At 43.4% G+C, this 19,962-nt stretch carries 19 protein-coding genes and 3 pseudogenes; 12 read left to right on the top strand and 10 right to left on the bottom strand.

What is annotated here, in order from left to right; genetic code table 11:
* The first annotated feature begins 420 nt into the window (after positions 1-420).
* The 7 genes and pseudogenes from mttB (at position 421) to AOB57_RS05615 (ending at position 7,225) form a co-directional block, all read left to right on the top strand.
* A pseudogene (mttB, locus tag AOB57_RS05645) lies at positions 421-1,908 on the top strand ([trimethylamine--corrinoid protein] Co-methyltransferase).
* A gap of 25 nt (positions 1,909-1,933) precedes the next feature.
* Positions 1,934-2,587, top strand: a complete 654-nt coding sequence (locus AOB57_RS05640) for a cobalamin B12-binding domain-containing protein (RefSeq protein ID WP_167829556.1) — start codon at positions 1,934-1,936, stop codon at positions 2,585-2,587.
* Between the two features lie 222 nt (positions 2,588-2,809).
* A complete protein-coding gene (locus AOB57_RS05635; RefSeq protein ID WP_054297575.1) occupies positions 2,810-3,856 on the top strand; it encodes an EamA family transporter in 1,047 nt (348 codons plus the stop codon).
* A complete protein-coding gene (locus AOB57_RS05630) occupies positions 3,857-4,153 on the top strand; it encodes a hypothetical protein (protein WP_054297576.1) in 297 nt (98 codons plus the stop codon).
* Between the two features lie 18 nt (positions 4,154-4,171).
* The gene (locus AOB57_RS05625; protein WP_167829555.1) at positions 4,172-4,321 is read left to right on the top strand and encodes a hypothetical protein; all 150 of its coding nucleotides are present in this window, start codon (positions 4,172-4,174) and stop codon (positions 4,319-4,321) included.
* Positions 4,322-4,382: 61 nt separating this feature from the next.
* Positions 4,383-5,786, top strand: a pseudogene (gene mtbB, locus AOB57_RS05620) ([dimethylamine--corrinoid protein] Co-methyltransferase).
* 851 nt (positions 5,787-6,637) lie between these two features.
* A complete protein-coding gene (locus AOB57_RS05615) occupies positions 6,638-7,225 on the top strand; it encodes a PepSY domain-containing protein (RefSeq protein ID WP_226999656.1) in 588 nt (195 codons plus the stop codon).
* Between the two features lie 599 nt (positions 7,226-7,824).
* Here the strand turns inward: AOB57_RS05615 and AOB57_RS05610 are convergent.
* Positions 7,825-8,064: a hypothetical protein gene (locus tag AOB57_RS05610; RefSeq protein ID WP_167829554.1), complete on the bottom strand. Its 240-nt coding sequence runs from the start codon at positions 8,062-8,064 to the stop codon at positions 7,825-7,827.
* Between the two features lie 32 nt (positions 8,065-8,096).
* Here AOB57_RS05610 and lysS point away from each other — a divergent pair, with 32 nt between their 5' ends.
* Positions 8,097-9,710, top strand: a complete 1,614-nt coding sequence (gene lysS, locus AOB57_RS05605; RefSeq protein WP_054299943.1) for a lysine--tRNA ligase — start codon at positions 8,097-8,099, stop codon at positions 9,708-9,710.
* Between the two features lie 2 nt (positions 9,711-9,712).
* The gene (locus AOB57_RS05600) at positions 9,713-10,393 is read left to right on the top strand and encodes a class I SAM-dependent methyltransferase (RefSeq protein WP_054299944.1); all 681 of its coding nucleotides are present in this window, start codon (positions 9,713-9,715) and stop codon (positions 10,391-10,393) included.
* 121 nt (positions 10,394-10,514) lie between these two features.
* Here AOB57_RS05600 and AOB57_RS05595 read toward each other — a convergent pair whose 3' ends face one another.
* The 3 genes from AOB57_RS05595 to AOB57_RS05585 form a co-directional block, all read right to left on the bottom strand.
* Positions 10,515-10,772 carry a pro-sigmaK processing inhibitor BofA family protein gene (locus AOB57_RS05595; RefSeq protein ID WP_054299945.1) on the bottom strand — a complete coding sequence of 86 codons (258 nt, stop codon included), beginning with the start codon at positions 10,770-10,772 and terminating at the stop codon, positions 10,515-10,517.
* Positions 10,773-10,918: 146 nt separating this feature from the next.
* Complete coding sequence (locus AOB57_RS05590) at positions 10,919-11,377, bottom strand: nucleoside 2-deoxyribosyltransferase (protein ID WP_054299946.1); 459 nt, start codon at positions 11,375-11,377, stop codon at positions 10,919-10,921.
* Between the two features lie 43 nt (positions 11,378-11,420).
* On the bottom strand, positions 11,421-13,961 hold the full coding sequence (locus AOB57_RS05585; RefSeq protein ID WP_054299947.1) for a DUF3656 domain-containing U32 family peptidase: 2,541 nt from the start codon (positions 13,959-13,961) through the stop codon (positions 11,421-11,423).
* Positions 13,962-14,087: 126 nt separating this feature from the next.
* Here AOB57_RS05585 and AOB57_RS14470 point away from each other — a divergent pair, with 126 nt between their 5' ends.
* Positions 14,088-14,294: a hypothetical protein gene (locus AOB57_RS14470; protein ID WP_054299948.1), complete on the top strand. Its 207-nt coding sequence runs from the start codon at positions 14,088-14,090 to the stop codon at positions 14,292-14,294.
* Positions 14,295-14,387: 93 nt separating this feature from the next.
* Here AOB57_RS14470 and AOB57_RS05575 read toward each other — a convergent pair whose 3' ends face one another.
* The 6 genes and pseudogenes from AOB57_RS05575 to AOB57_RS05550 all read right to left on the bottom strand — a co-directional run bounded on the left by AOB57_RS05575 (position 14,388) and on the right by AOB57_RS05550 (position 18,312).
* On the bottom strand, positions 14,388-14,789 hold the full coding sequence (locus AOB57_RS05575; RefSeq protein WP_054299949.1) for a hypothetical protein: 402 nt from the start codon (positions 14,787-14,789) through the stop codon (positions 14,388-14,390).
* A 192-nt stretch (positions 14,790-14,981) separates the two neighbouring features.
* The gene (locus AOB57_RS05570; RefSeq protein WP_054299950.1) at positions 14,982-15,269 is read right to left on the bottom strand and encodes a MazG nucleotide pyrophosphohydrolase domain-containing protein; all 288 of its coding nucleotides are present in this window, start codon (positions 15,267-15,269) and stop codon (positions 14,982-14,984) included.
* Positions 15,270-15,368: 99 nt separating this feature from the next.
* Positions 15,369-16,190 carry an imidazole glycerol phosphate synthase subunit HisF gene (hisF, locus tag AOB57_RS05565; protein WP_054299951.1) on the bottom strand — a complete coding sequence of 274 codons (822 nt, stop codon included), beginning with the start codon at positions 16,188-16,190 and terminating at the stop codon, positions 15,369-15,371.
* A gap of 233 nt (positions 16,191-16,423) precedes the next feature.
* Positions 16,424-16,888, bottom strand: coding sequence for a bifunctional nuclease family protein (locus AOB57_RS05560; RefSeq protein ID WP_054299952.1), 465 nt, complete (start codon positions 16,886-16,888; stop codon positions 16,424-16,426).
* Between the two features lie 103 nt (positions 16,889-16,991).
* Positions 16,992-17,636: pseudogene (locus AOB57_RS05555) on the bottom strand (protein-L-isoaspartate O-methyltransferase).
* A 40-nt stretch (positions 17,637-17,676) separates the two neighbouring features.
* A complete protein-coding gene (locus AOB57_RS05550) occupies positions 17,677-18,312 on the bottom strand; it encodes an HVO_0476 family zinc finger protein (protein WP_054299953.1) in 636 nt (211 codons plus the stop codon).
* 170 nt (positions 18,313-18,482) lie between these two features.
* Here AOB57_RS05550 and AOB57_RS05545 point away from each other — a divergent pair, with 170 nt between their 5' ends.
* Together AOB57_RS05545 and ribB are read left to right on the top strand one after the other, a co-directional pair.
* On the top strand, positions 18,483-19,160 hold the full coding sequence (locus tag AOB57_RS05545) for a winged helix-turn-helix domain-containing protein/riboflavin kinase (RefSeq protein WP_054299954.1): 678 nt from the start codon (positions 18,483-18,485) through the stop codon (positions 19,158-19,160).
* A complete protein-coding gene (gene ribB / locus AOB57_RS05540) occupies positions 19,157-19,897 on the top strand; it encodes a 3,4-dihydroxy-2-butanone-4-phosphate synthase (protein ID WP_054299955.1) in 741 nt (246 codons plus the stop codon). The genes AOB57_RS05545 and ribB overlap by 4 nt, the downstream gene beginning before the upstream one ends.
* Positions 19,898-19,962 lie beyond the last annotated feature (65 nt).

Here is a 19,962-nt window from a genome sequence, read left to right as displayed (position 1 = left end):
GAGGAAATTATCAAGAAATTATATTAGGTGTTATAAGGTATATGGTTATATAATCTGGAAAAATTAAAGTTACAGGGATTTAATCCGTAAAAAGTATGAGATTTTGCCAAAAGGCAGCGCGGTTTTTCTCTGTAAATGCAATCGAGGAGAATGGCTCTTTAGGGTTTTGGAGAAGCGGCTAGAGGAGGCGGAACAGGAATCTCAGGGGTGTGGGGATATCAAACTTTTCTTTTTTAGACATAGGTAGAATCGCCAGGCTTTGTCAGAAAAACTCTTGAAGTTGTTTTAGATCCATCCCAGAAAATTTATTCCTGCTCACATTTCTACCGAATCCTGCCCTAGAGAAAAAACAGGTTTTCTCTGGTGCGGTAAAAGTGAACAAAAGCAAATTTAGGAAATTCGATAATAAGGAGAGAGGAAATGGCAAAAAATAATGCAGTTGCAGGATTTAATGCACTTAATGGTGTAGAATTAAACCTTTTTACTAATGACGAACTTAAGGCAATTCACTATGCAACCATGGAAGTTCTGATGAACCCAGGTGTTCAGGTTTCTGATCCCGAAGCAAGGCAGATCTTCAAAGAAAATGGCTGCGAAGTCGACGAGAAAACCAACGTTGTAAAAATCCCTGAATATCTTGTAAGAAAAGCTCTTCAGCTTGCGCCTTCCAGATTTGTCCTCTGGGGCCGCGATAAAAAGAACAATACTGTCCAGGAATGTGGTGGTAAAGTGCACTGGACCTGTTTCGGTACCGGTGTCAAGGTCTGCAAATACCAGGACGGCAAGTATGTAACAGTTGACTCCGTTGAGCAGGACATTGCAGATATCGCAAAACTCTGCGACTGGGCAGAGAACATTGACTACTTCTCACTACCAGTTTCTGCAAGGGACGTTGCAGGCCAGGGTGCACAGGATGTCCACGAAACCCTCACACCACTTGCAAACACCTCTAAACACTATCATCACATCGACCCCGTCGGCGAAAACGTCGAATATTACTGGGACATTGTAAAAGCATACTATGGCGGTGACGAAGAAGAGGCAAGGAAAAAACCGATTTTCTCCATGCTGCTCTGTCCGACCAGCCCGCTCGAACTCAGTGTCAATGCCTGCCAGGTTATTATTAAAGGCGCCCGTCTCGGAATTCCGGTTAACGTTCTGAGTATGGCAATGTCAGGCGGATCTTCTCCTGTTTATCTTGCAGGCACTCTTGTAACCCACAATGCCGAAGTGCTTTCAGGAATTGTGCTTGCCCAGTTGACTGTTCCAGGAAGCAAAGTCTGGTATGGAAGTTCCACAACTACCTTTGACCTGAAAAAAGGAACTGCTCCTGTCGGATCTCCTGAACTCGGCTTGATAAGCGGCGCTGTCGCGAAACTTGCCCAGTTCTATGGCCTACCCTCCTTTGTGGCAGGTTCCTAGTCTGATGCGAAGATCCCGGACAACCAGGCAGGACACGAAAAAACCATAACCACCCTCCTTCCAGCCCTTGCAGGAGCAAACACTATCTACGGAGCCGGAATGCTTGAGCTTGGAATGACCTTCTCAATGGAGCAGCTGGTAATTGACAATGATATTATCAGTATGGTCAAGAAGGCTATGCAAGGAATTCCTGTCTCAGAAGAAACGTTGTCAGTGGAATCCATCCAGAAAGTAGGCATCGGAAACAATTTCCTTGCCCTCAAACAGACCAGGCAGCTTATAGACTATCCTTCCAGCCCAATGCTCATTGACAGACGCATGTATGGAGATTGGGCAGCAGCAGGCTCAAAAGATCTTGCAGCAGTTGCGCATGAAAAAGTAGAGGACATTCTTAAGAACCACCAGGTAAAACCAATTGATGCAGATATCCTCAAGGATATGCAGGCTGTCGTGGACAGGGCTGATAAAGCCTTCAGAGGTATGTAAAGACAGGATATCAGGAGATCTAAAAATGGCAAGCAAAGAAGAAATCATTGCAAAAGCAAAAGAAGCGATTACCGAGTTCGACGAGGAAATGGCGGCTGAAGTCGCAGAAGAAGCCCTTGCTGCAGGGATTGATCCTGTAGAGCTTATTGAAAAAGGATATACTGCAGGCATGGAAGAAGTAGGGGAACAGTTCGAACAGGGATCTCTTTTCCTGCCACATGTGATTGCAGCCGCAGAGGCGATGAAAGCAGGAATAAATATCATTACACCGGAAATGGAGAAGCGTAAGTCCGAGACAAAGAACCTTGGAACTGTTGTTATCGGAACCATAGAAGGTGACATTCACTCCATTGGAAAGGACATCGTAGCCTCCATGCTCAACATTGCAGGTTTCAAAGTTGTGGATCTTGGAAGGGATGTTCCAATTAAAAACTATGTCGATGCCGTAAAAGAACACAATCCCGTGGTTGTCGCATCCTCCGCACTTATGACAACCACAATGGTAAACCAGATCCAGATTGAAGAACAGCTGAAAGAGGCAGGTATCCGCGATCAGGTAAAGACTATGGTTGGAGGCGCTCCTGTAACCCAGGACTGGGCAGACAAGATCGGTGCAGACATCTACGGTGAAAGCGCTAACGATGCAGTCGCTAAGGTAAAAGCAGCCTTGAAAAACTGAGAAACAGCCCTAGTAAACGGTTTAAACTGTAGAAAATGTGATCTTCGGAACGCATTTTCTGCCACAGTTTATTGTGCAGTTTTTGCGGATCCCTGATGTTGACATAAGCAAGAAATATCTTGCAGATATTCGCAGGCTGCACCTTCAGGCTGTGGAATTGGGACTGGGAGACCCCCACCCCTGAGGGAGTTCCACAGTATTCTGAAAAATGGAGGGAATTTTGTGGATTTAATAACTTTAAAAAAACAGGAAAGTAAAAGAAAAATCAATAAAGGGTATATGTGGGCCCTTTTCTGTGCTGTTTTCTGGGGAATCTGGTATCTGCCAGGAACTGTTGTCTGGGTACTCAACCCCTTCGATGAGATGTATGCTGCCATTGCCAAAGCAAGCGGAGACGGTATGTCCCTTGTTGTTACTGCTGTTCTGATCACTGCCTTCAATGCACTCACTGTTATGCTTGCGCTTATGCTCTGGAATGGAGTGCTTGGAAAGTACGGAGAACTGGGCAGGACCCTTAAGGAATTCCATCCCTGCTCCAAGTGGTTCTTCGTTGCATCTATCTTCGGTGGCCCGATGGCAATTCTCGGTTCTTTTATTGCTATGGGCTTTATAGGAGGAGCATTTGCAGCTGTTGCCGGCCTTCTTTATCCTGTTATAGGTTCGATTCTTGCCTATTACTGGTACGGAGAAAAAATCTCAAAGAGGGCAATAATCGGCATTGGAATCATCGTCCTTGGAGGTATTTCTATTTACGGTGGCGGAGTTCTGTCAGAACTTTCTTCAGGTAACATCCCCTGGATAGGATATCTCGGAGGTTTGATGGCTGCTGCTGGCTGGGGTATTGAAGGTGCAATTGCAGGTAAAGGACTTGACATCGCAGAGCCGGATGCGGGGCTTACCCTTCGTTTCCTTGGAGAAAACATAATCTGGTGGATTATTATCGTGCCGATTTTGGCAATCCTTGGCTTTCCGATGTACTCATTTGCATTCCAAGTTTTCGAGCCTTTAACTCTGCTGGTCTTGGTCTTCGCAGGTATCACATTTGGTTTCTGTTATGTTACCTGGTACAAATCTTTTCCGCTAATAGGAGTTGGAAGAGGTCAGGGCATTGGAAACCTATACGGGTTCTGCGCTGTCATATTCATATTCCTCTTCTTCGGAGACGTGCCAGAATGGACTATTGTTTTAGGTGGTTTGCTCTGTATCGCAGGGAGTTTCATCATGTTTACTGAAGATACAGGTGCACTTGAAACCCTGAGAGGTGAGTGAATGAGCCAAAGACGTCCTATTAAGTTCAGGATTCTGGAACTTTTCCTTGATGGGAAAGAGTACTGGAATTACGAGGTCGTTTCGAAGATTCAGGAAGAATATGGCATGAAGAGCAGCTACGGCAGGGACAGTATAAACTTCGATATTATCGAACTGGCATCCGGAGGGATGTTGAAAGATCTGGAGCAGAAAGTTGACGAGAATGGAATCTACAAAAAAGGTTTCCTTCTGCACAGGTACAGGATAACTGACTTCGGAATAACCAGGGCAACCGATGCCTGCCTTAGAGGCTTATAATCTCAAAGAGGGAAAAATATGACACAAACAGCAGTGGCTCTGGAGGCTTACAACAACTACTGGGCGAATTCTTTCATACCGGCAGCCGATATCATGTGGATGGTTTTTATCCTGATTTTGGCAATAATAGCCCTCTGGCAGGCCAGAACCTTTGTATCCAAATTCTGAGCCCCAAAATACAGCTTATTAAATTGGATTATTAAAGATAAATGGAAAAGGTGAGAGAAAAATGGCAACAGAATATGCTTTGCGTATGGGAGACGGAAAGAGAATCTTCCTTACAAAAGAGAAGATCATGGAGGAAATTGAGGCAGGTACTGCAAATGCTGCTGACCTTGGTGAAATTCCCACTCTGAATGCCAATGAGGTTGATAAGCTTGCAGAAATTCTGATGATGCCGGGTAAGGCCGTAAGTGTGGAACAGGGCATGGAAGTTCCTGTAACGCACGACATTGGTACTATAAGGCTTGACGGTGACCAGGGTAACAGTGGCGTTGGAATTCCTTCAAGCCGGCTTGTTGGGTGCATGATGCACGAGCGGGCTTTTGGTGCCGACACAATGGAACTGGGACACATTGACTACAGCTTCAAGCCTGTAAAGCCTGTTGTTTCAAACGAGTGCCAGGCAATGGAAGTTTGCCAGCAGAACATGATTATTCCGCTGTTTTACGGTGCAATGCCCAATATGGGACTCTATTATACCCCTGATGGTCCTTTCGAGAACCCCGGTGACCTTATGAAGGCTTTCAAGATTCAGAAAGCCTGGGAATCAATGGAATATGCAGCCGAGCACCTGACAAGGGATACTGTATGGGTTATGCAGAAACTCTTTGCCTCAGGAGCCGATGGTGTCAATTTCGACACAACAGGTGCAGCAGGAGACGCTGATATGTACGGTACCCTCCATGCAATCCAGGCCCTTAGAAAGGAATTCCCTGACATGTACATAGAAGCAGGAATGGCAGGGGAATGCGTACTTGGTATGCACGGAAACCTTCAGTATGACGGAGTAACCCTTGCAGGGCTCTGGCCTCATCAGCAGGCTCCTCTTGTTGCAAAAGCCGGAGCAAATGTTTTCGGGCCTGTCTGTAATACAAATACCAGCAAAACCTCAGCCTGGAACCTTGCCCGTGCAGTTACCTTCATGAAGGCAGCTGTGGAAGCTTCTCCAATTCCCTGTCACGTTGATATGGGTATGGGAGTCGGCGGAATCCCCATGCTTGAAACTCCTCCGATTGATGCTGTTACGAGGGCAAGCAAGGCAATGGTCGAAATTGCAGGCGTCGACGGCATATAGATCGGGGTCGGCGACCCTCTGGGTATGCCGATTTCCCACATAATGGCTTCTGGAATGACTGGAATAAGAGCTGCAGGCGACCTTGTTGCAAGGATGCAGTTCTCAAAGAACATGCGCATAGGCGAGGCAAAAGAATACGTGGCAAAAAAACTCGGAGTCGATGTAATGGACCTGGTAGACGAGCATGTCATGCGCGAGCTGCGTGAAGAACTCGATATCGGTGTGATTACCTCAGTCCCTGGAGCTGCAAATGGCATTGCTGCAAAAATGAATATCGAGAAGCTGCTCGATATAAAGATAAATTCCTGCAACACCTTTAGAAAGCAGATAGCCTGAGGAGAGAATTCAGGTAGCAAATTAAATGTTCCTCCACAGCAGGGGTAAAAAGATCTAAAAGAACAAACACATGCCACTAAAAGGAGCTCTAAAATACCTGTGAATCCTGAGGCAGGTTTGAAAAGTTATCCTTAAAAAAACGGCAACTACCTCCCCTGCTGTTATTCTATTTTTTTAATTATTTCTTTATAGCTAGCAGAACTTCGACCCTGTTCTACTTTGTAACCATCCCTGTATCTGTTAGATTCCGTCACAAGTTAGTAAGTCGTCTCTAAAGTACTTGATTTATATTTTCTGAATTCCTGATTTATACGCTTCTGAATGTGTTTCCTGGTTAGATAATAAGTTACTACCTGCTTCCTTAAAAATAGCTTATATCTTTTTGGCACTTGATTTTCAATTACCAGATATATTTTATACCCATATCCCAGTAATTTCCCGTACCACTTTTATAAAAAATAAATAAGACTTATTCTTTTATGATAATGAGTGCCATTTATAATGAATGATTTTATATATTTCATATATGAATTATAATGTGAAAAATAAAACTATAACATGAGAATAAAACATAAAAAAATTTTATATAAAATTAAAAATAATAGAGAATCGGGGGGCGAATTACTTCTAATTGAGATAAATTTTATTTAATCTGTTTTTATATCCAGGAAGTTTATCAATGTGTTATATCCGGTAAATAAGGTTAGAGTAAACATAATAGACGGATCGATTCTGGAAATACCATGAGAGTGGGAAGAAAATAAGAAAATTAAAATACTGTAACACAAAATAAAAAATATATAGAGGTATTTCATATGAAGAGAACCCTATTCACAATATTAATAGTTAGTTTGTTAGCAATTAGTGTTACTGGCTGTACATCTACAGAGAACGCGACAACGGACACTGCTGATGAAGCAGCATCCCCAGCAACTTCTGCACCCTCTCCCGCAGATGGGAATACTACCGGCATAGGCAATATTATCACTATGGAAGAAGCAAAGGAAATAGCTCTTACTGATGCCGGACTTACAGAAGCTAATGTTACTTTTGTTAAAACAGAGCTTGACACTGACAATGGTAGACAGGAGTATGAAATCGAGTTTTATAGCGGTAATAAGGAGTATGATTATGAGATTGATGCGTCTACCGGAGAAATTTTAAGTTTTGACTCTGATGTGGAAAACTATTCGATATCAAGCAATATGCAATTAGGCCAGACTAACACGTATATTGGTGAAGAAAAAGCCAGGTCCATTGCACTTGCGAGAGTTCCAGGAGCAACGGAATCCAATATTCGGCTTCATCTGGATACAGAAGACGGAGTGGCTGTATATGAAGGATCTATTGTTTATAACAATGTGGAGTACGAATTTGAAATTGATGCAGCTACTGGAAAAATTGTAAAATGGAGCTCTGAACCTGTTTTTGACGATTGATCCTTGCAGAAAACTTAAACTGTTTAATTGTAAAAATAATAGGAGGACGTTTCAGGGACAGTAAAACCATTAAAATTGCTAGGCATATTAAGAATTTATTCGCTAATAGGCTCCTACAACTGCCTGCTTTGCAGGCAGCCTTTAATTCCTTGATATTTAACTGGTCATATATTGAATGAATTTTTCTTCAACATTTTTGAGCTGTACCGTATTTTTTCCTGAATTTCATAGCTGTTAACCTGTGCCTTAACATTTTTCTCGGAATAGCTTACATTTATATTGTTTTCATCTAGCTTGTTCTATCAGTTTTAATCTTTCTTCCCATATCCGACCCATTTCGATATATTTATATATTTTTATGTGCTATTATATTTTGGTAAATCAAGTTTGTTTGATTTGTTTAGTGTAGTGCCATATTAAATCTCCGTAATCTGCAGACTCCTGAATAATTTGCCTTTGAACCTCCATTATTTTCCTTCTTTTTTTATTTTTTTATCTGGTTTTCCTTTACTGCTATTTCGTTTTTACCAAACGTATTAATAAAATGTAAACTTCAGTTCTTTGCCTCCGAGCTCAAGGTTTATTAATTGATATGATAATTATGAAGTGAATTCAAGCTTCTGATCAAGACTATGCTGAAAAGGTTTGCGTAAACCGCTGCGCCGGTTTATCTCCAAGCGTTGTGCCGCTTGACCACGCCGACCACGCCGGTTTTTGATCAAACTTTTTTCTAAAAAGTTTGCGATAAAACCTTTTCTCAAAAGGTTTCGCTCAAGCCTTTTTTGAAAAGGCTTGTGATCAAACTTTTTCTGAAAAGACTTGCGATCAAGCTTTTTCAAAAAAGCTTGTGCTTGTAATTCTGGTGAGAAATATGGTTGATACAATTCACTGGGCAGACGTCATAGCCGAAGACGTGTTAAAAAAAGGCGACAAGCACCTTGTTGCTACAGGCATCACTCCATCAGGGCACATTCACATAGGCAACATGAGAGAAGTCGTGACTGCCGATGCAGCTTATAGATCGCTTATTGATAAAGGAGCAGATGCTAATTTCATTTATATTGCAGATAATTACGATCCCCTGCGCAAAGTTTATCCGTTCCTTCCCGAAAGTTATGCTGAATACGTGGGAAAACCGATATCTGAAATTCCCTGCCCCTGCGGAAATTGCGCAAATTATGCCGAGCATTTTCTGAAACCTTTCCTGGAAGCCCTCAGGCGCCTGGGAATCAATCCGCAGGTTTACAGGGCAGATGAAATGTACAGGGCAGGCAGATACACCGAAGCAATAAAAACTGCCCTGGTTAAAAGGGATGCTATTGCAAGAATCCTTGAGGAAGTCTCGGGGAAGACTGTAGCACCGGATTGGAACCCTTTCAACCCGAGATGCAACCAGTGTGGAAGGATTACAACAACAAAGGTTACGGATTTTGATCTTGAGGCTGAGATTGTGGGTTATGTCTGTGCATGTGGGCACTCCGGTACTGTGCCAATGGCAGGGGGAGGAAAACTCACCTGGCGCGTAGACTGGCCTGCTCGCTGGGCGGTTTTAGGAGTAACAGTCGAACCTTTTGGGAAAGATCACGCTTCAAAGGGTGGTTCTTACGATACTGGAAAGAGGATAGTAAAAGAGATTTTCGGGCACGAACCTCCTTATCCTATTGTCTATGAGTGGATAATGCTTGGAAAGCAGGGTGCAATGTCCTCTTCTACTGGAGTTGTCATCTCGATTTCGGATATGCTTGAAGTTGTGCCTCCTGAGGTTCTTCGCTATTTGATTATACGCACAAAACCTGAGAAACATATCCAGTTCGATCCTGGACAACCGCTTCTAACCCTTGTTGACGAATACGAAAGGCTCAGAACGCTGTTCAGGGAAAACAATCCTTCGCTTGGGGTTTTCCAAAGTCGAGTTTATGAGCTTTCCAGGGCAACAGGCATCTGCCAGTCTGAAGTTCCTTTCAAGCAGATGGTGACAATCTATCAGGTAGCAAGAGGGGACTTTGACCAGATATTGAAAATTGTAAAACGCTCAGGCTTTTCAATTGAAGATAAAAAGTGTATAAAGGAACTTACAAAAAATGTCTCTAAATGGCTTAAACTCTATGCTCCACCTTTTGCCAAGTTTAATGTGAAAGAGAAGGTGCCTGTGCAGGCTGCAACCCTATCCGAGCCCCAGAAAGCTTTCCTTTCAGCCATTGCAGATCTTATAGAAACCAGAGGGGAAATTAGCGGTGAAGAATATCATATGCTGATCTATTCCGCAAAAGATGAGGGTTCAGAACTGAACAGGCTGATTGCAGAAAAGTTAAATAATCCTGCTCCGCAGGTGGACCCCAGGGAGCTTTTCAAAGCAATTTATATCTCAATACTTGGGCAAAACTCGGGCCCCAAAGCTGGGTGGTTCCTGTCTTCCTTTGAGAAGGAATTCCTGGTAGAAAGATTCAAAGAAGCCTCAACCTACAGCCCTGAAAAACAAGAATAAATATGTATAAATCGGATGCTTACAGCCTCTCAAGTTCTCAGGCAACGCCTGCAAAAAATCACTTCCTTGCCTGGGACAGGGAATATGCCCACCTGAAATGGGGCGGGCCTGCACCTGTCCGGGATATACAGGCTCATCTTCTGCCCGGGTCCAGGGTGCTTGATGCCGGATCAGGGAATGGCAGATACCTTGGTGAACTTGCAAGGCATTACGACGCAATTGGAATTGATGTTTCTTTAACTGCCCTTAAAGCTTCCAGAGCTCAGATAGTACGGAGCGGCAGGTTTGCTGAACATCTCGGGGCAGATGTGTCAGAACTTCCTCTCAAAGCCCATGCTTTTGACGGAATTCTCTGTTATGGAGTGCTCCAGCACCTCTTCAAAGAAGAAAGAGAATCCGCAGTCAGGGAGTTTCATTACATACTCAGGAAAGGCGGGTTTGTTTTATTTGAAGCCTTCGGCTGTGAGGATATGCGCTGCGGGGGAGAAATTTCAACCCCTTATGAGGAAAGGACTTTTGCCCGACAAAGTGGTATAATTTACCATTATTTTACCAAAGGGGAAGTAAGGGCACTTTTCGGGAGATTTGAGGTCATCGAGCTAGAAGAGGTAATAAAAGAAAAAACATTCAGAGGAGAAACTTATAGAAGGCATCTGGTAAGAGGAATCTTCCGGAAATCCTGAGATTATTTTCATACAGGAAATCCTGAGTTTCTCCTTTCCTGAACCTTTAAAAAACTTCTTCTAGGTTTGTATCCTCCTCAATAGCTTTCAGTCATCTCTGCTATCTTTCCCCGTTTGCCTATTATACGAATGCTATTTTCAAATAGTTTAACACAATTATGGCAAGCGCTCCGAAAATGCCGCCTATTGCACAGATAATAACTGCCACCCACGTAATTGCAATGTTAAGTCCAAGAAAAACTTTTGCTGCGAACAGGACTAAGACCCCGAGTACTGCATTTATTGCAAGGCCAGTTGCGGTCTTCAGGACTTTATACAGGAGGAAGGCCACTACAATTGCCAGAACCAGTACTAAAATTTCTATAATTTCAACTACCATGAGTCATAAATAGGATCTCAACTTATTTATAATTATCACTGAGTGTTATAATACCTTTGCAGAGAATAAAAGCTCACATTTCAGGTTTAAGCAACATATCTATTGGCTTTTCGTTTAGAACAGAGGTTAATATAGATTTTTTCTTCTCAGAAATTCCTTATAAATTCAGTAATAATATTTTTGAGTGAGGTTTTATCCGGATAAGCCCTTGCCTCAAGCAAAGGATCTGGATTTCCGAGCACCATTGCCGAAACTGCTGCGTTCGGATTGTAGAGACAGAGCACAGGAATTTTACGGACAAGCGCCCTGCAGATTTCGTAACCCACCCCGGTGGAAGGTACCGTAACCTCTGCAATCAGGGCATCACTTCTTACAAGCAAATCCATATCCCTGGCATAAATCTCTTCTTCTGTCATCCTCATCTCCACTTTTTCCAGCTCAGGGTCGGCAACGTGCCAGGTGAGTACTTCAGCCCCTGCTTCCTCAAGGGTATCAAATATAAACCTGTATGTCTCAAGCAGTTGCCTTCCTCCGCGGATCGAGCCAGAAAGAAAAATTTTCGGGCTTTGTTTTTCGGAAATTATTGCTTTATCCAGATATTCCATGTTCTTTTCACCTTTTAACTCGTTTTTCCGGCAATCTCAGCTTTTACTGTACACCTCTAAAATAGTGTCCTGTGGTAAAGCCCTTTCCAAGCTTTTCGCAGTTTTCCTTTCCATGCTTCCCGGTATCAATATATGCATCAATTGCGTTCCTGTAAGCGCGAGTTACTCTTCTTATTTCGTCAGGATTCTCCATCCCCAGAGTTTCGATCCTTATACTTGAAACTCCGCTTTCAAGGATTTCAGGAATATATTCGAGCATGCAGAGTGATCTTGAGTTAAGGAGGTGCATTCTGCATTCATAGTCCATAAGCAGAGGAAACTCGTAGTTTTTCTCGTCTATCAGTGCAAACTTTCCTGACCTGCATGGAGCATTGCACAAACCTTTATCGTCCCCAAGAAGCCCGCCTGTAAGGCAGTGCTCCGATTCCATGAGTTCAAGGCGGCCGTGAACGATGCACTCTGCAGGTCCATAAGAAACAATATTTTTTAACTCCTCAACGGTGAGTTCTGGTGAAATTACAGTCATTTGAGCCCCTTCCTGCAGCATAAGGGCAAAAGTGTGACTGTTAAAGATATTAAGTGGACTATCTGCAATAAAAGGGATTTTCCTAGCTTTTGCAAGGTTCAGAGTTCCAAGATTTGAGACAACAATGCCATCAGCCCCCAGTTCTCTTACGCGAAAGAAGGTTCTTTCGACAGATCTCATTTCGGAGTCTTTCACGACTTTTGGGGTAATGAGATAAATTTTCTTGCCTGCATTTTGCGTCTCTGAAACCGCATTTTCAAAAACAGCATCAAGCTCCTGTGCAGAGCTTTCTTTTTGCCCTGCAGTTTCTGGCCTTCTGAAGAGCCCTTCTCCGAAATAGACCTGATCGGCTCCACCCGCAAGCGCCCCTTTAAGTCCCTCAAGAGAATACACGGAAACCGAGAGCATAGGAAGCGTTGGAATTTTTTCTTTCACAGGTTTTCCTGCATCCAGGTCTGCTTTTTCTTCAGATTCAAAGAATTGCAGAGTATCGATAGGTTTTCGTTTCCACCTGGAAATCCGCAGGTTTTCAAGTTGCTCTATTGCCTTTGTCCTCAGTTCGTTTAACTGTCCGACAGGAATAAAAACGTCCCCTTCCACAGAGACATGAAGTTCAGAAGCCTCAAAAAGCGTGTTTCCGAGTTTTGAGAGCTGCTTTTCTATCCGGTCCTTTGAAGTAGGCTGCTTTTCAGCCTTCTCAACCATATACTCAGATTCAATTGTTATTGTGTTTGAATCCCTGTCTTTTACCTCAAGCCTCACAGGCATTCCAGGTGCAATGTCAGCCTTGATGAATACAGGGATTTTAGGTCTCAGGTTTCCGGATTCACATTCTTTTTTGAGGGAGTCCATAAGCTTTTTGTCATATGTCCTGTATATTGTGCTTCCTGCTGGAACCCTTGAATCGAAGGGAATCTCTACTATATCTCCTGCTCCTGCGCTGTATACCGGGCTCTTTCCGGAGTACATTGAAGATATGATTTTCCCTTTATCCTCGGGCCTTATTCCTGCGTTTTCAACCATTATTCCGTCTCCCAGACGAAGGGGCTGCGAGAGTTTTACACGGATACGGTTTGTACGCCTGTAATATCCTGTAATCGTACCTGCAGGAACTCCACGGTTGTTCGGATTTTCCCGGCTCATGAGCTCCCAGCGTGGATTTTCAAAAAAGTAACCTTGAGTAAAACCCCTGTTAAAAAGCTGGATGAGTGTTTCCTGCTCTTCTTCGAAAACAAAATACTTTGCAGGATTTTCAATGTACCTGTCAATCAGGCGGCGGTAAATTCTGACAACGCCTGCTACATACTCAGGTCTTTTCATGCGCCCTTCAATTTTGAAGGACTCGATTCCGGCTTCTATAAGAGCTCCCAGGCCTGAGGTAGTGTTAAGATCTTTCGGACTCAGGAGATAGCTGCCTGTTGTTTTGATCGGTTTCCCTTCACAGTAAAGCCTGTACTTTTTACGGCAGGGTTGGGCACAGAATCCTCGATTTCCGCTCCTTCCCCCTATAAGGCTGCTAAGAAGGCACTGGCCGGAATAGGAAATGCAAAGAGCCCCATGTATGAAAACTTCAATTTCAGTCCCGGTTTTCTCTTTTATCCGTCTTATCTCTTCAAGTGAAGACTCTCGTGAGAGCACAGCCCTTTCTATACCCAGTTTTTTTACAAACTCGATCCCTTCGCTGTTGTGAAGGGTCATTTGTGTGCTCGCATGCAGTGGAAGATCTGGGAGATATTTTCCTGCAAGCGAGATTAGTCCGAGATCCTGGACTATGACCGCGTCTGTTCCTATTTCTCTCAGGCAGGAAAGCAGTTTAAGGGCATCTTCCACTTCTTCTTCCTTAAGCAGCGTGTTTACGGTTACATATACCTTCACGCCTCTGAGATGAGCATAGTCAATGGCCTCCTCAAGTTCTTTCTCTGAGAAATTCGAGGCATACCCCCGAGCACTGAAAGCCCTGGCTCCAACGTATACGGCATCCGCTCCGTTTTCTACGGCTGCAACAAAAGCTTCCATGCCGCCTGCCGGGGCAAGCAGTTCCGGTTTTTTAGGCTTCATCAGATGGGATTACAGAACCTGCCCTTAATTAAGCTTTGGCATTCCCTTCCTTTCCGGGAAACCTGGAACTGAATTTATAAGAGAAAACTACGGCATTCTAAAGGCGGCGCAAAGAATCTTGTACTTATGACAAAAGCAGTTATTGAAGGAAAAATCAAAAACGAAACGGCTAATCCGATCCGTTTTTCTACAGACTTCAAAAACTATTTGAAAAATATTATAAAATCCGTTTTTATTGACGATCAGTCACAGATTACCTGGTATAATTATAGATTACGGGCATTATTGATTAAATTAGCAGAGCTTTTTGTCCGCTCTGCTATAAGATATTAAATTACAACCAGGGTCGTAGCATAGCCAAAATAACAAAGAAGCTATGGATTAAAAACATTATCGGACAAAGTCCAGTGAGCATTTCTTTTGGGTTTACTCCTTTGGTCCTATTATCCAGCTCACTATTCTTCCAGTTTTCTCGTCCGTTGAGGCTTCGCAGAGCATCTTCCCATCACGTATGTGGCATTCACAGGAGTAACCTAGTTTGTTTGTTTTCCCCACGTATCTGAAGTGTATCTTGCAATACCCTTCCGTACATCCCAGCCCGTACTTTACCCATCCTTCGATATCTGCTCCACCTTCACAGCTTCCTTCACATGCAACAAGTTCAAAGCTTTCTTCCTCATAAGACCCGATTCTAGCAGGAGCCCGCTGACCTTTCTTGAACATTCCTTTCTCAATTTTCTGAGCCTGCAGCACAAGATCCTCGCCAGTGTTGTTAAGTACCTTAATCTGCACACCCTCAAGAAGTTCCATGGTTTCGACTTCTGACATTTGTGTTCCCCCGATAAATGAAGAATCCAGATAAGAATTCCATATAAGATATTGACTTTAATAAATAAAAAAGTATCTCAAAATATATGAAAGTAAATATGTAAAAGATCTCACAGATGATGATTCCGGCATGATATAAGTTCCAAAAAAAAGCCTGGTATTCAGATTTCTCGAATAAAATACTTACCACTTTCAATCCGTACAGATGCAAGGTTTTTGTTTGCAGGTAGGGCATATGCCAGGGTACTTTTTAAGGAAAGCTTCTTCGAGGTTCACGCCGTAGAGATTGGCAAGCGCCCCTATCCAGGCGAAGCAGTCTGCAAGTTCTTCCTCTATATTTTCTGGCTCTTCTCTGCGGATGGCTTCGGCAAGTTCTCCTACTTCCTCAACAAGCCAGAGCATTGTAGCCTTACCTCCCCTTCTCCTGTCGTTATGTGCATAGAGCTCGTACATTATCCTCTGGAATTCTGAGACTTCCATTGTTCTTCCCCATTCCCTTATTTTATTCCGGAAAATTTTTAGTCGGCGTGATGTTAGTTGCCTGACTTACTTTTTGCCTTTACAACCTTTTCCTGAATTTTAGAGTCTGACAGGGATTCCCCGTTCCTTAAGATATTCTTTAACTTCCTTAATTGAGTATTCCCTGAAGTGGAAAATGCTTGCTGCAAGGGCGGCATCGGCTTTTCCGATTGAGAATCCTTCATAAATGTGCTGAGGGTTTCCGACTCCTCCTGAAGCTATAATAGGGATATCGAGCTCTTCTGAGAGTTTTCTTGTAATTGGCAGGTCATAACCGGCACATGTTCCGTCCCTGTCCATACTTGTAAGCAAGATTTCCCCGGAACCCAGTTCTTCTGCCTTTCTTGCCCACTCCACAGCATCGATTCCTGTAGCTTCCCTACCTCCGTAGATTACCACTTCATACCAGGCAGGAGTTCCGTCCTCAAGTTCCAGGATAGTTTTGTCCGGATTATTTTTTATATCGAGATTTCTCTTGCAATCAATCGCAGTAACAATGCACTGGGCTCCAAATATATCCGAAGCCTCTTTGATGAAATCAGGGTTCTTGACCGCAGAGGTGTTAACTGAGACTTTATCTGCCCCAGCTCTGAGAATTTGACGAATTGCGTCTATGGAGCTTATTCCCCCTCCAATTGTAAGAGGAATGAAAACCTCGTCTGCAGTCCTCTCAATCACATCGATCATGGTTTCCCTGCCGTGAGCAGAAGCTGTGATATCCAGAAAAACAAGCTCATCTGCGCCCTCTTCATTGTAGCGCTTGGCGAGTTCCACAGGGTCTCCAGCCTCTTTCAGGTCTACGAACTCAACGCCCTTAACAACGCAGCCGCCTGCTCTGTCAAGGGTCACATCAAGGCATGGTATTATTCTTTTGGTGAGCATCTATGGGATAATAAATTTAACTGTTATTAAAAGCTTGTTGAAATTAAGCCAATAAGAGCCACAGATAGCATTCTCTAAAAGGCATTTAGATCAATATTATAAAAATTATATAAAGAAACACCTTGCAGGTTACTAACAACGAAAATAGCTTCTCAAGAATCGAGAACATAAAACCAGGCTGAGGTAAACTTAAGTTCTCAGGCTCAAAAAGAACTCTGAGCACCTCAATTAACCTAACCGAAAATATTTATCACGCGGGCGCCTTCAAATCTTGACATCTCGACTTCGGAACTCTCAAGAACCTTTTTCCTAACCCTTATCGGTGCTCCAACACGCAGAGCAAGGGCGATACAATCGCTTGGTCTTGCGTCAAATTGCATAACATTATTATCCTTCTTTAGCAAAAGCCGGGCGTAATAGATTTTATCTATCTTTTCATCAATCAATACACCCTCGATTTTTACCTCAAGCCGCTCGAAAATGTTAATCATAAGGTCATGCGCCATAGGTCTGGGCGGAGAAATATTTTTAATCACATTTCCAATTGAGAGAGCCTCTAGATGCCCTATATATATAGGGAGCATTTTCCCCTGTGTATCTTCAAGAAGCACCACAGGAGTTGGGTCCGTAAAAACGTCGACTATATAGACATCCTTGACTCTAATTTCCTCAAAGTCCTCATAGATGTCGATGCCCATGCTCATTAGATGATTTTACACTTATTAATACCTTATTTAATTTTTTAAAATTTATTGAAAGGATGCTTGAACTCTGGTTTGGTTTTTTTCCTTACCAGAACCTCTAGCATTCCAGACTCTTTCTAAAGCCGTACTTGCCTATCAGAGGTACGAAAGCAACTCCCCCTTTTCTCTTTTTATAAATATTCCCCTTGCTGTCCTTTTTGACTTTATAAAGCTCCTGGGAATCGCTCCCAACAGGAATAACCATTATGCCTCCGGGTTTCAACTGTTCCAGCAAAGGCTTAGGGATACTGGGAGTTGCGCATGTTACAGCTATCCTGTCGTAAGGGGCACACTAAGAATACCCCTTTGATCCGTCACCAAGTACTACTGTAATATTCTTATACCCAGTATTTCTCAGGTTCTCTCTTGCAAAATTTGCAAGATCTTCAATGCGCTCAACCGTGTACACATGCCCGCTTAGCCCTACTAGCTCTGCCATCACTGCAGCGTTATATCCTGAACCTGATCCTATTTCCAGGATTTTGTGCCCTTCCGAAAGTTCCAGAAGTTTACACATAATCACAACCATATGAGGAGCAGATATCGTCTGCCCGTGACCGATGCCAAGAGGTCTGTCCGTATAAGCTGCTTTTTGCTCATATTCCGGAACAAACTTATGCCTTGGAACGCGGAGCATAGCCTCGCGAATTCTTTCTTCCATCTGCACGTAAGCCCCAAGATTGTCTACGAGGCGTCTGCGCATTGCTTCGAATACTTCTTCATTTTCCCTTTTATTCTTTCCTTTACCACGGCCCTCTTCGGAAATCACGCTGACCCGAACCTTCCCCTTTCTTTCTCGCAAAAATTCTTTTTACATATTTTGCAAGCACAACATCGCCTTTCCTTGACCGGAAGCCCCCATCCCTTATTTTAATCTTCGTTATGAGAAGGCGTTTATTTCCCGCTTTTTCTTCGGCTCCTACTACAAATTCATAATCTCCAGGCACGCGTTTTTCAATTACTTCAGTTATTTCAGTCCCTGACTGAGCAGAAAACTTTACGGTTACCTCATCAATGGCTCTGCCCCAGATTGTTTCAGTATCTTCCGCTCTGGCAACCCGTACCCTCTTTCCTCCTGCATCAAGAGCGGTAATCAGGATAGGTACTACCACTCCTGTCTCCTCGTCATCCACAACCAGCTCGTCGTCTACCTGAAGAATCGTCTTGGAATCCAGTTCAGTTTTATAAGTGTTTGAGACATCCATCTTGCTAACTATCACTTTCAAAGTAACGGATTTAGGGATTTTGATTTTAGCTGCATGCACCTGTCCGCACTCCAGACAGCGGACAAGCGGACTCTGTCCCTCTTTCAGAACCTCGTGCCTTACCTCTTCTTCCGGAGAACATGAGGGGCACTCAACTTCAATTTCTTTTGTCATGGTGTAATCAATAGATGGATTCAGGATACTAAATACTTAACTTCTCCGGTGATGTTTTTATTGAAGAGGCATGGGATAAAACGATGCTATCAAAAGTTTTATTATAACGGAATGCATAGTCTAACATCTCATTATTGAGATGCATCTCAAAATTAAGATGGGTGGCGACAGTGCCTGACATTGAATACCTGAAAAGACTTGCACTTATAGGAGCAGTAAACAAAATTATCAAGGTCTCATCGAGCGAGTTTCAAAAACATACCGGGGCAAGCTCCAAAACCGTAGCAAGAAAGCTAAAGCAGCTGGAAGAAGAGGGGCTGATAGAAAGGAAGATAGTCCCAGGTGGCCAGTTGATAAAAATGACAGAAAAAGGGATTGGAATTCTTAAGAGCGAGTACATCCAGTACAGCAAGATCTTTTCTCCGGAACCGGAGATTCTGGAGCTGGAAGGAAAGGTACTCAAAGGTCTAGGTGAGGGCAAATATTATGTAAATATACCCGGATACAGAAAGCAGTTTGAAGAAAAACTGCATTTTTCACCTTTTCCCGGGACTCTAAACGTACAACTTACTGAAAATAGTTCGATTTTTCAGAATCTTCTGCATGAAATGCCAGCTGTCAAGGTAGAAGGCTTCAATGACGGGGAACGCACCTTCGGAGGCGGGAAGTGTTATCCGGTCGTTGTTGGAGGTATCGAAGCTGCTGTAGTCGCTCCTGAAAGAACACATTACCCACCGGATTTGATCGAGATTATTGCGCCTGTTAAGCTAAGGGATGCCCTGGAATTAAACGACGGAGATAGAGTTGTAATACAGGTTAAAAGCCAGGTGACGGAGAACCAAAAATGAGCGGAAGTACAGTTTACAATTGTCTTACGTATAGAAATGAGAACATCAACAGGGCGCTGGAAGCCCTGAGAGCAGGAAAAATGATCCAGATTTACGATTCGGATTCAAGGGAAGGGGAGACAGACCTTGTAATTCCTGCAAAAGCGGTCACTTTCAAAGATGTAAAATGGATGCGAAAAGACGCAGGCGGTCTCATCTGTGTGGCTGTTGACCCTGTAGCTTCAAAACAGCTCAGGCTGCCTTTTATGGCTGAACTCGTCCGGGAAGCAAGTAAAACAAGTGACATGCTTGGGGAGATAGTGGAAAAGGAAGGCGACCTTAAATATGATTCTCATTCTTCCTTTTCCCTCTGGGTGAATCACAGGAATACCAGAACCGGCATCCCTGACAATGAAAGAGCCCTGACAATCCGGAAAATAGGAGAAATTACAGAAAGAAAGCTGTCTGGAGATACAATCCATTTTGGTGACGAATTCAGAACTCCAGGACATGTTGCGTTGCTCAGGGCTGCAGAAGGACTTTTGGACGAACGAAGAGGACAGACCGAACTCTCAGTTGCACTCGCCCGTATGGCAGGAATTACCCCTGCAATGGTAGTCTGTGAGATGCTGGACGATTATAGCGGAAAGGCACTCTCCAAAGAAGACTCGAAAGAATACGGTAAAGAACATGGACTTGTGTTTCTAGAAGGGCAGGAAATAGTGGAAGCTTATATGACGTGGACAGGTTCGGAATAAGAAATCTCTTTTCTTCCGCTTTTTTATATTATTTTTCCCCTTTTTCCTGTTTTTTATTTTTTAAG

Source organism: Methanosarcina flavescens, from assembly GCF_001304615.2.
In the GTDB taxonomy this organism is placed as follows: Archaea; Halobacteriota; Methanosarcinia; order Methanosarcinales; family Methanosarcinaceae; genus Methanosarcina; species Methanosarcina flavescens.
This window is presented reverse-complemented; position numbering and strand designations above follow the sequence as displayed.

Coding starts and splice junctions, on each gene's coding strand:
- AOB57_RS05640 (WP_167829556.1), top strand. CDS start 1,934: ATGGCAAGCAAAGAAGAAATCATTGCAAAAGCAAAAGAAGCGATTACC.
- AOB57_RS05630 (WP_054297576.1), top strand. CDS start 3,857: ATGAGCCAAAGACGTCCTATTAAGTTCAGGATTCTGGAACTTTTCCTT.
- AOB57_RS05625 (WP_167829555.1), top strand. CDS start 4,172: ATGACACAAACAGCAGTGGCTCTGGAGGCTTACAACAACTACTGGGCG.
- lysS (WP_054299943.1), top strand. CDS start 8,097: ATGGTTGATACAATTCACTGGGCAGACGTCATAGCCGAAGACGTGTTA.
- AOB57_RS05600 (WP_054299944.1), top strand. CDS start 9,713: ATGTATAAATCGGATGCTTACAGCCTCTCAAGTTCTCAGGCAACGCCT.
- AOB57_RS05595 (WP_054299945.1), bottom strand. CDS start 10,772: ATGGTAGTTGAAATTATAGAAATTTTAGTACTGGTTCTGGCAATTGTA.
- AOB57_RS05590 (WP_054299946.1), bottom strand. CDS start 11,377: ATGGAATATCTGGATAAAGCAATAATTTCCGAAAAACAAAGCCCGAAA.
- AOB57_RS05585 (WP_054299947.1), bottom strand. CDS start 13,961: ATGAAGCCTAAAAAACCGGAACTGCTTGCCCCGGCAGGCGGCATGGAA.
- AOB57_RS14470 (WP_054299948.1), top strand. CDS start 14,088: ATGACAAAAGCAGTTATTGAAGGAAAAATCAAAAACGAAACGGCTAAT.
- AOB57_RS05575 (WP_054299949.1), bottom strand. CDS start 14,789: ATGTCAGAAGTCGAAACCATGGAACTTCTTGAGGGTGTGCAGATTAAG.
- AOB57_RS05570 (WP_054299950.1), bottom strand. CDS start 15,269: ATGGAAGTCTCAGAATTCCAGAGGATAATGTACGAGCTCTATGCACAT.
- hisF (WP_054299951.1), bottom strand. CDS start 16,190: ATGCTCACCAAAAGAATAATACCATGCCTTGATGTGACCCTTGACAGA.
- AOB57_RS05560 (WP_054299952.1), bottom strand. CDS start 16,888: ATGGGCATCGACATCTATGAGGACTTTGAGGAAATTAGAGTCAAGGAT.
- AOB57_RS05550 (WP_054299953.1), bottom strand. CDS start 18,312: ATGACAAAAGAAATTGAAGTTGAGTGCCCCTCATGTTCTCCGGAAGAA.
- ribB (WP_054299955.1), top strand. CDS start 19,157: ATGAGCGGAAGTACAGTTTACAATTGTCTTACGTATAGAAATGAGAAC.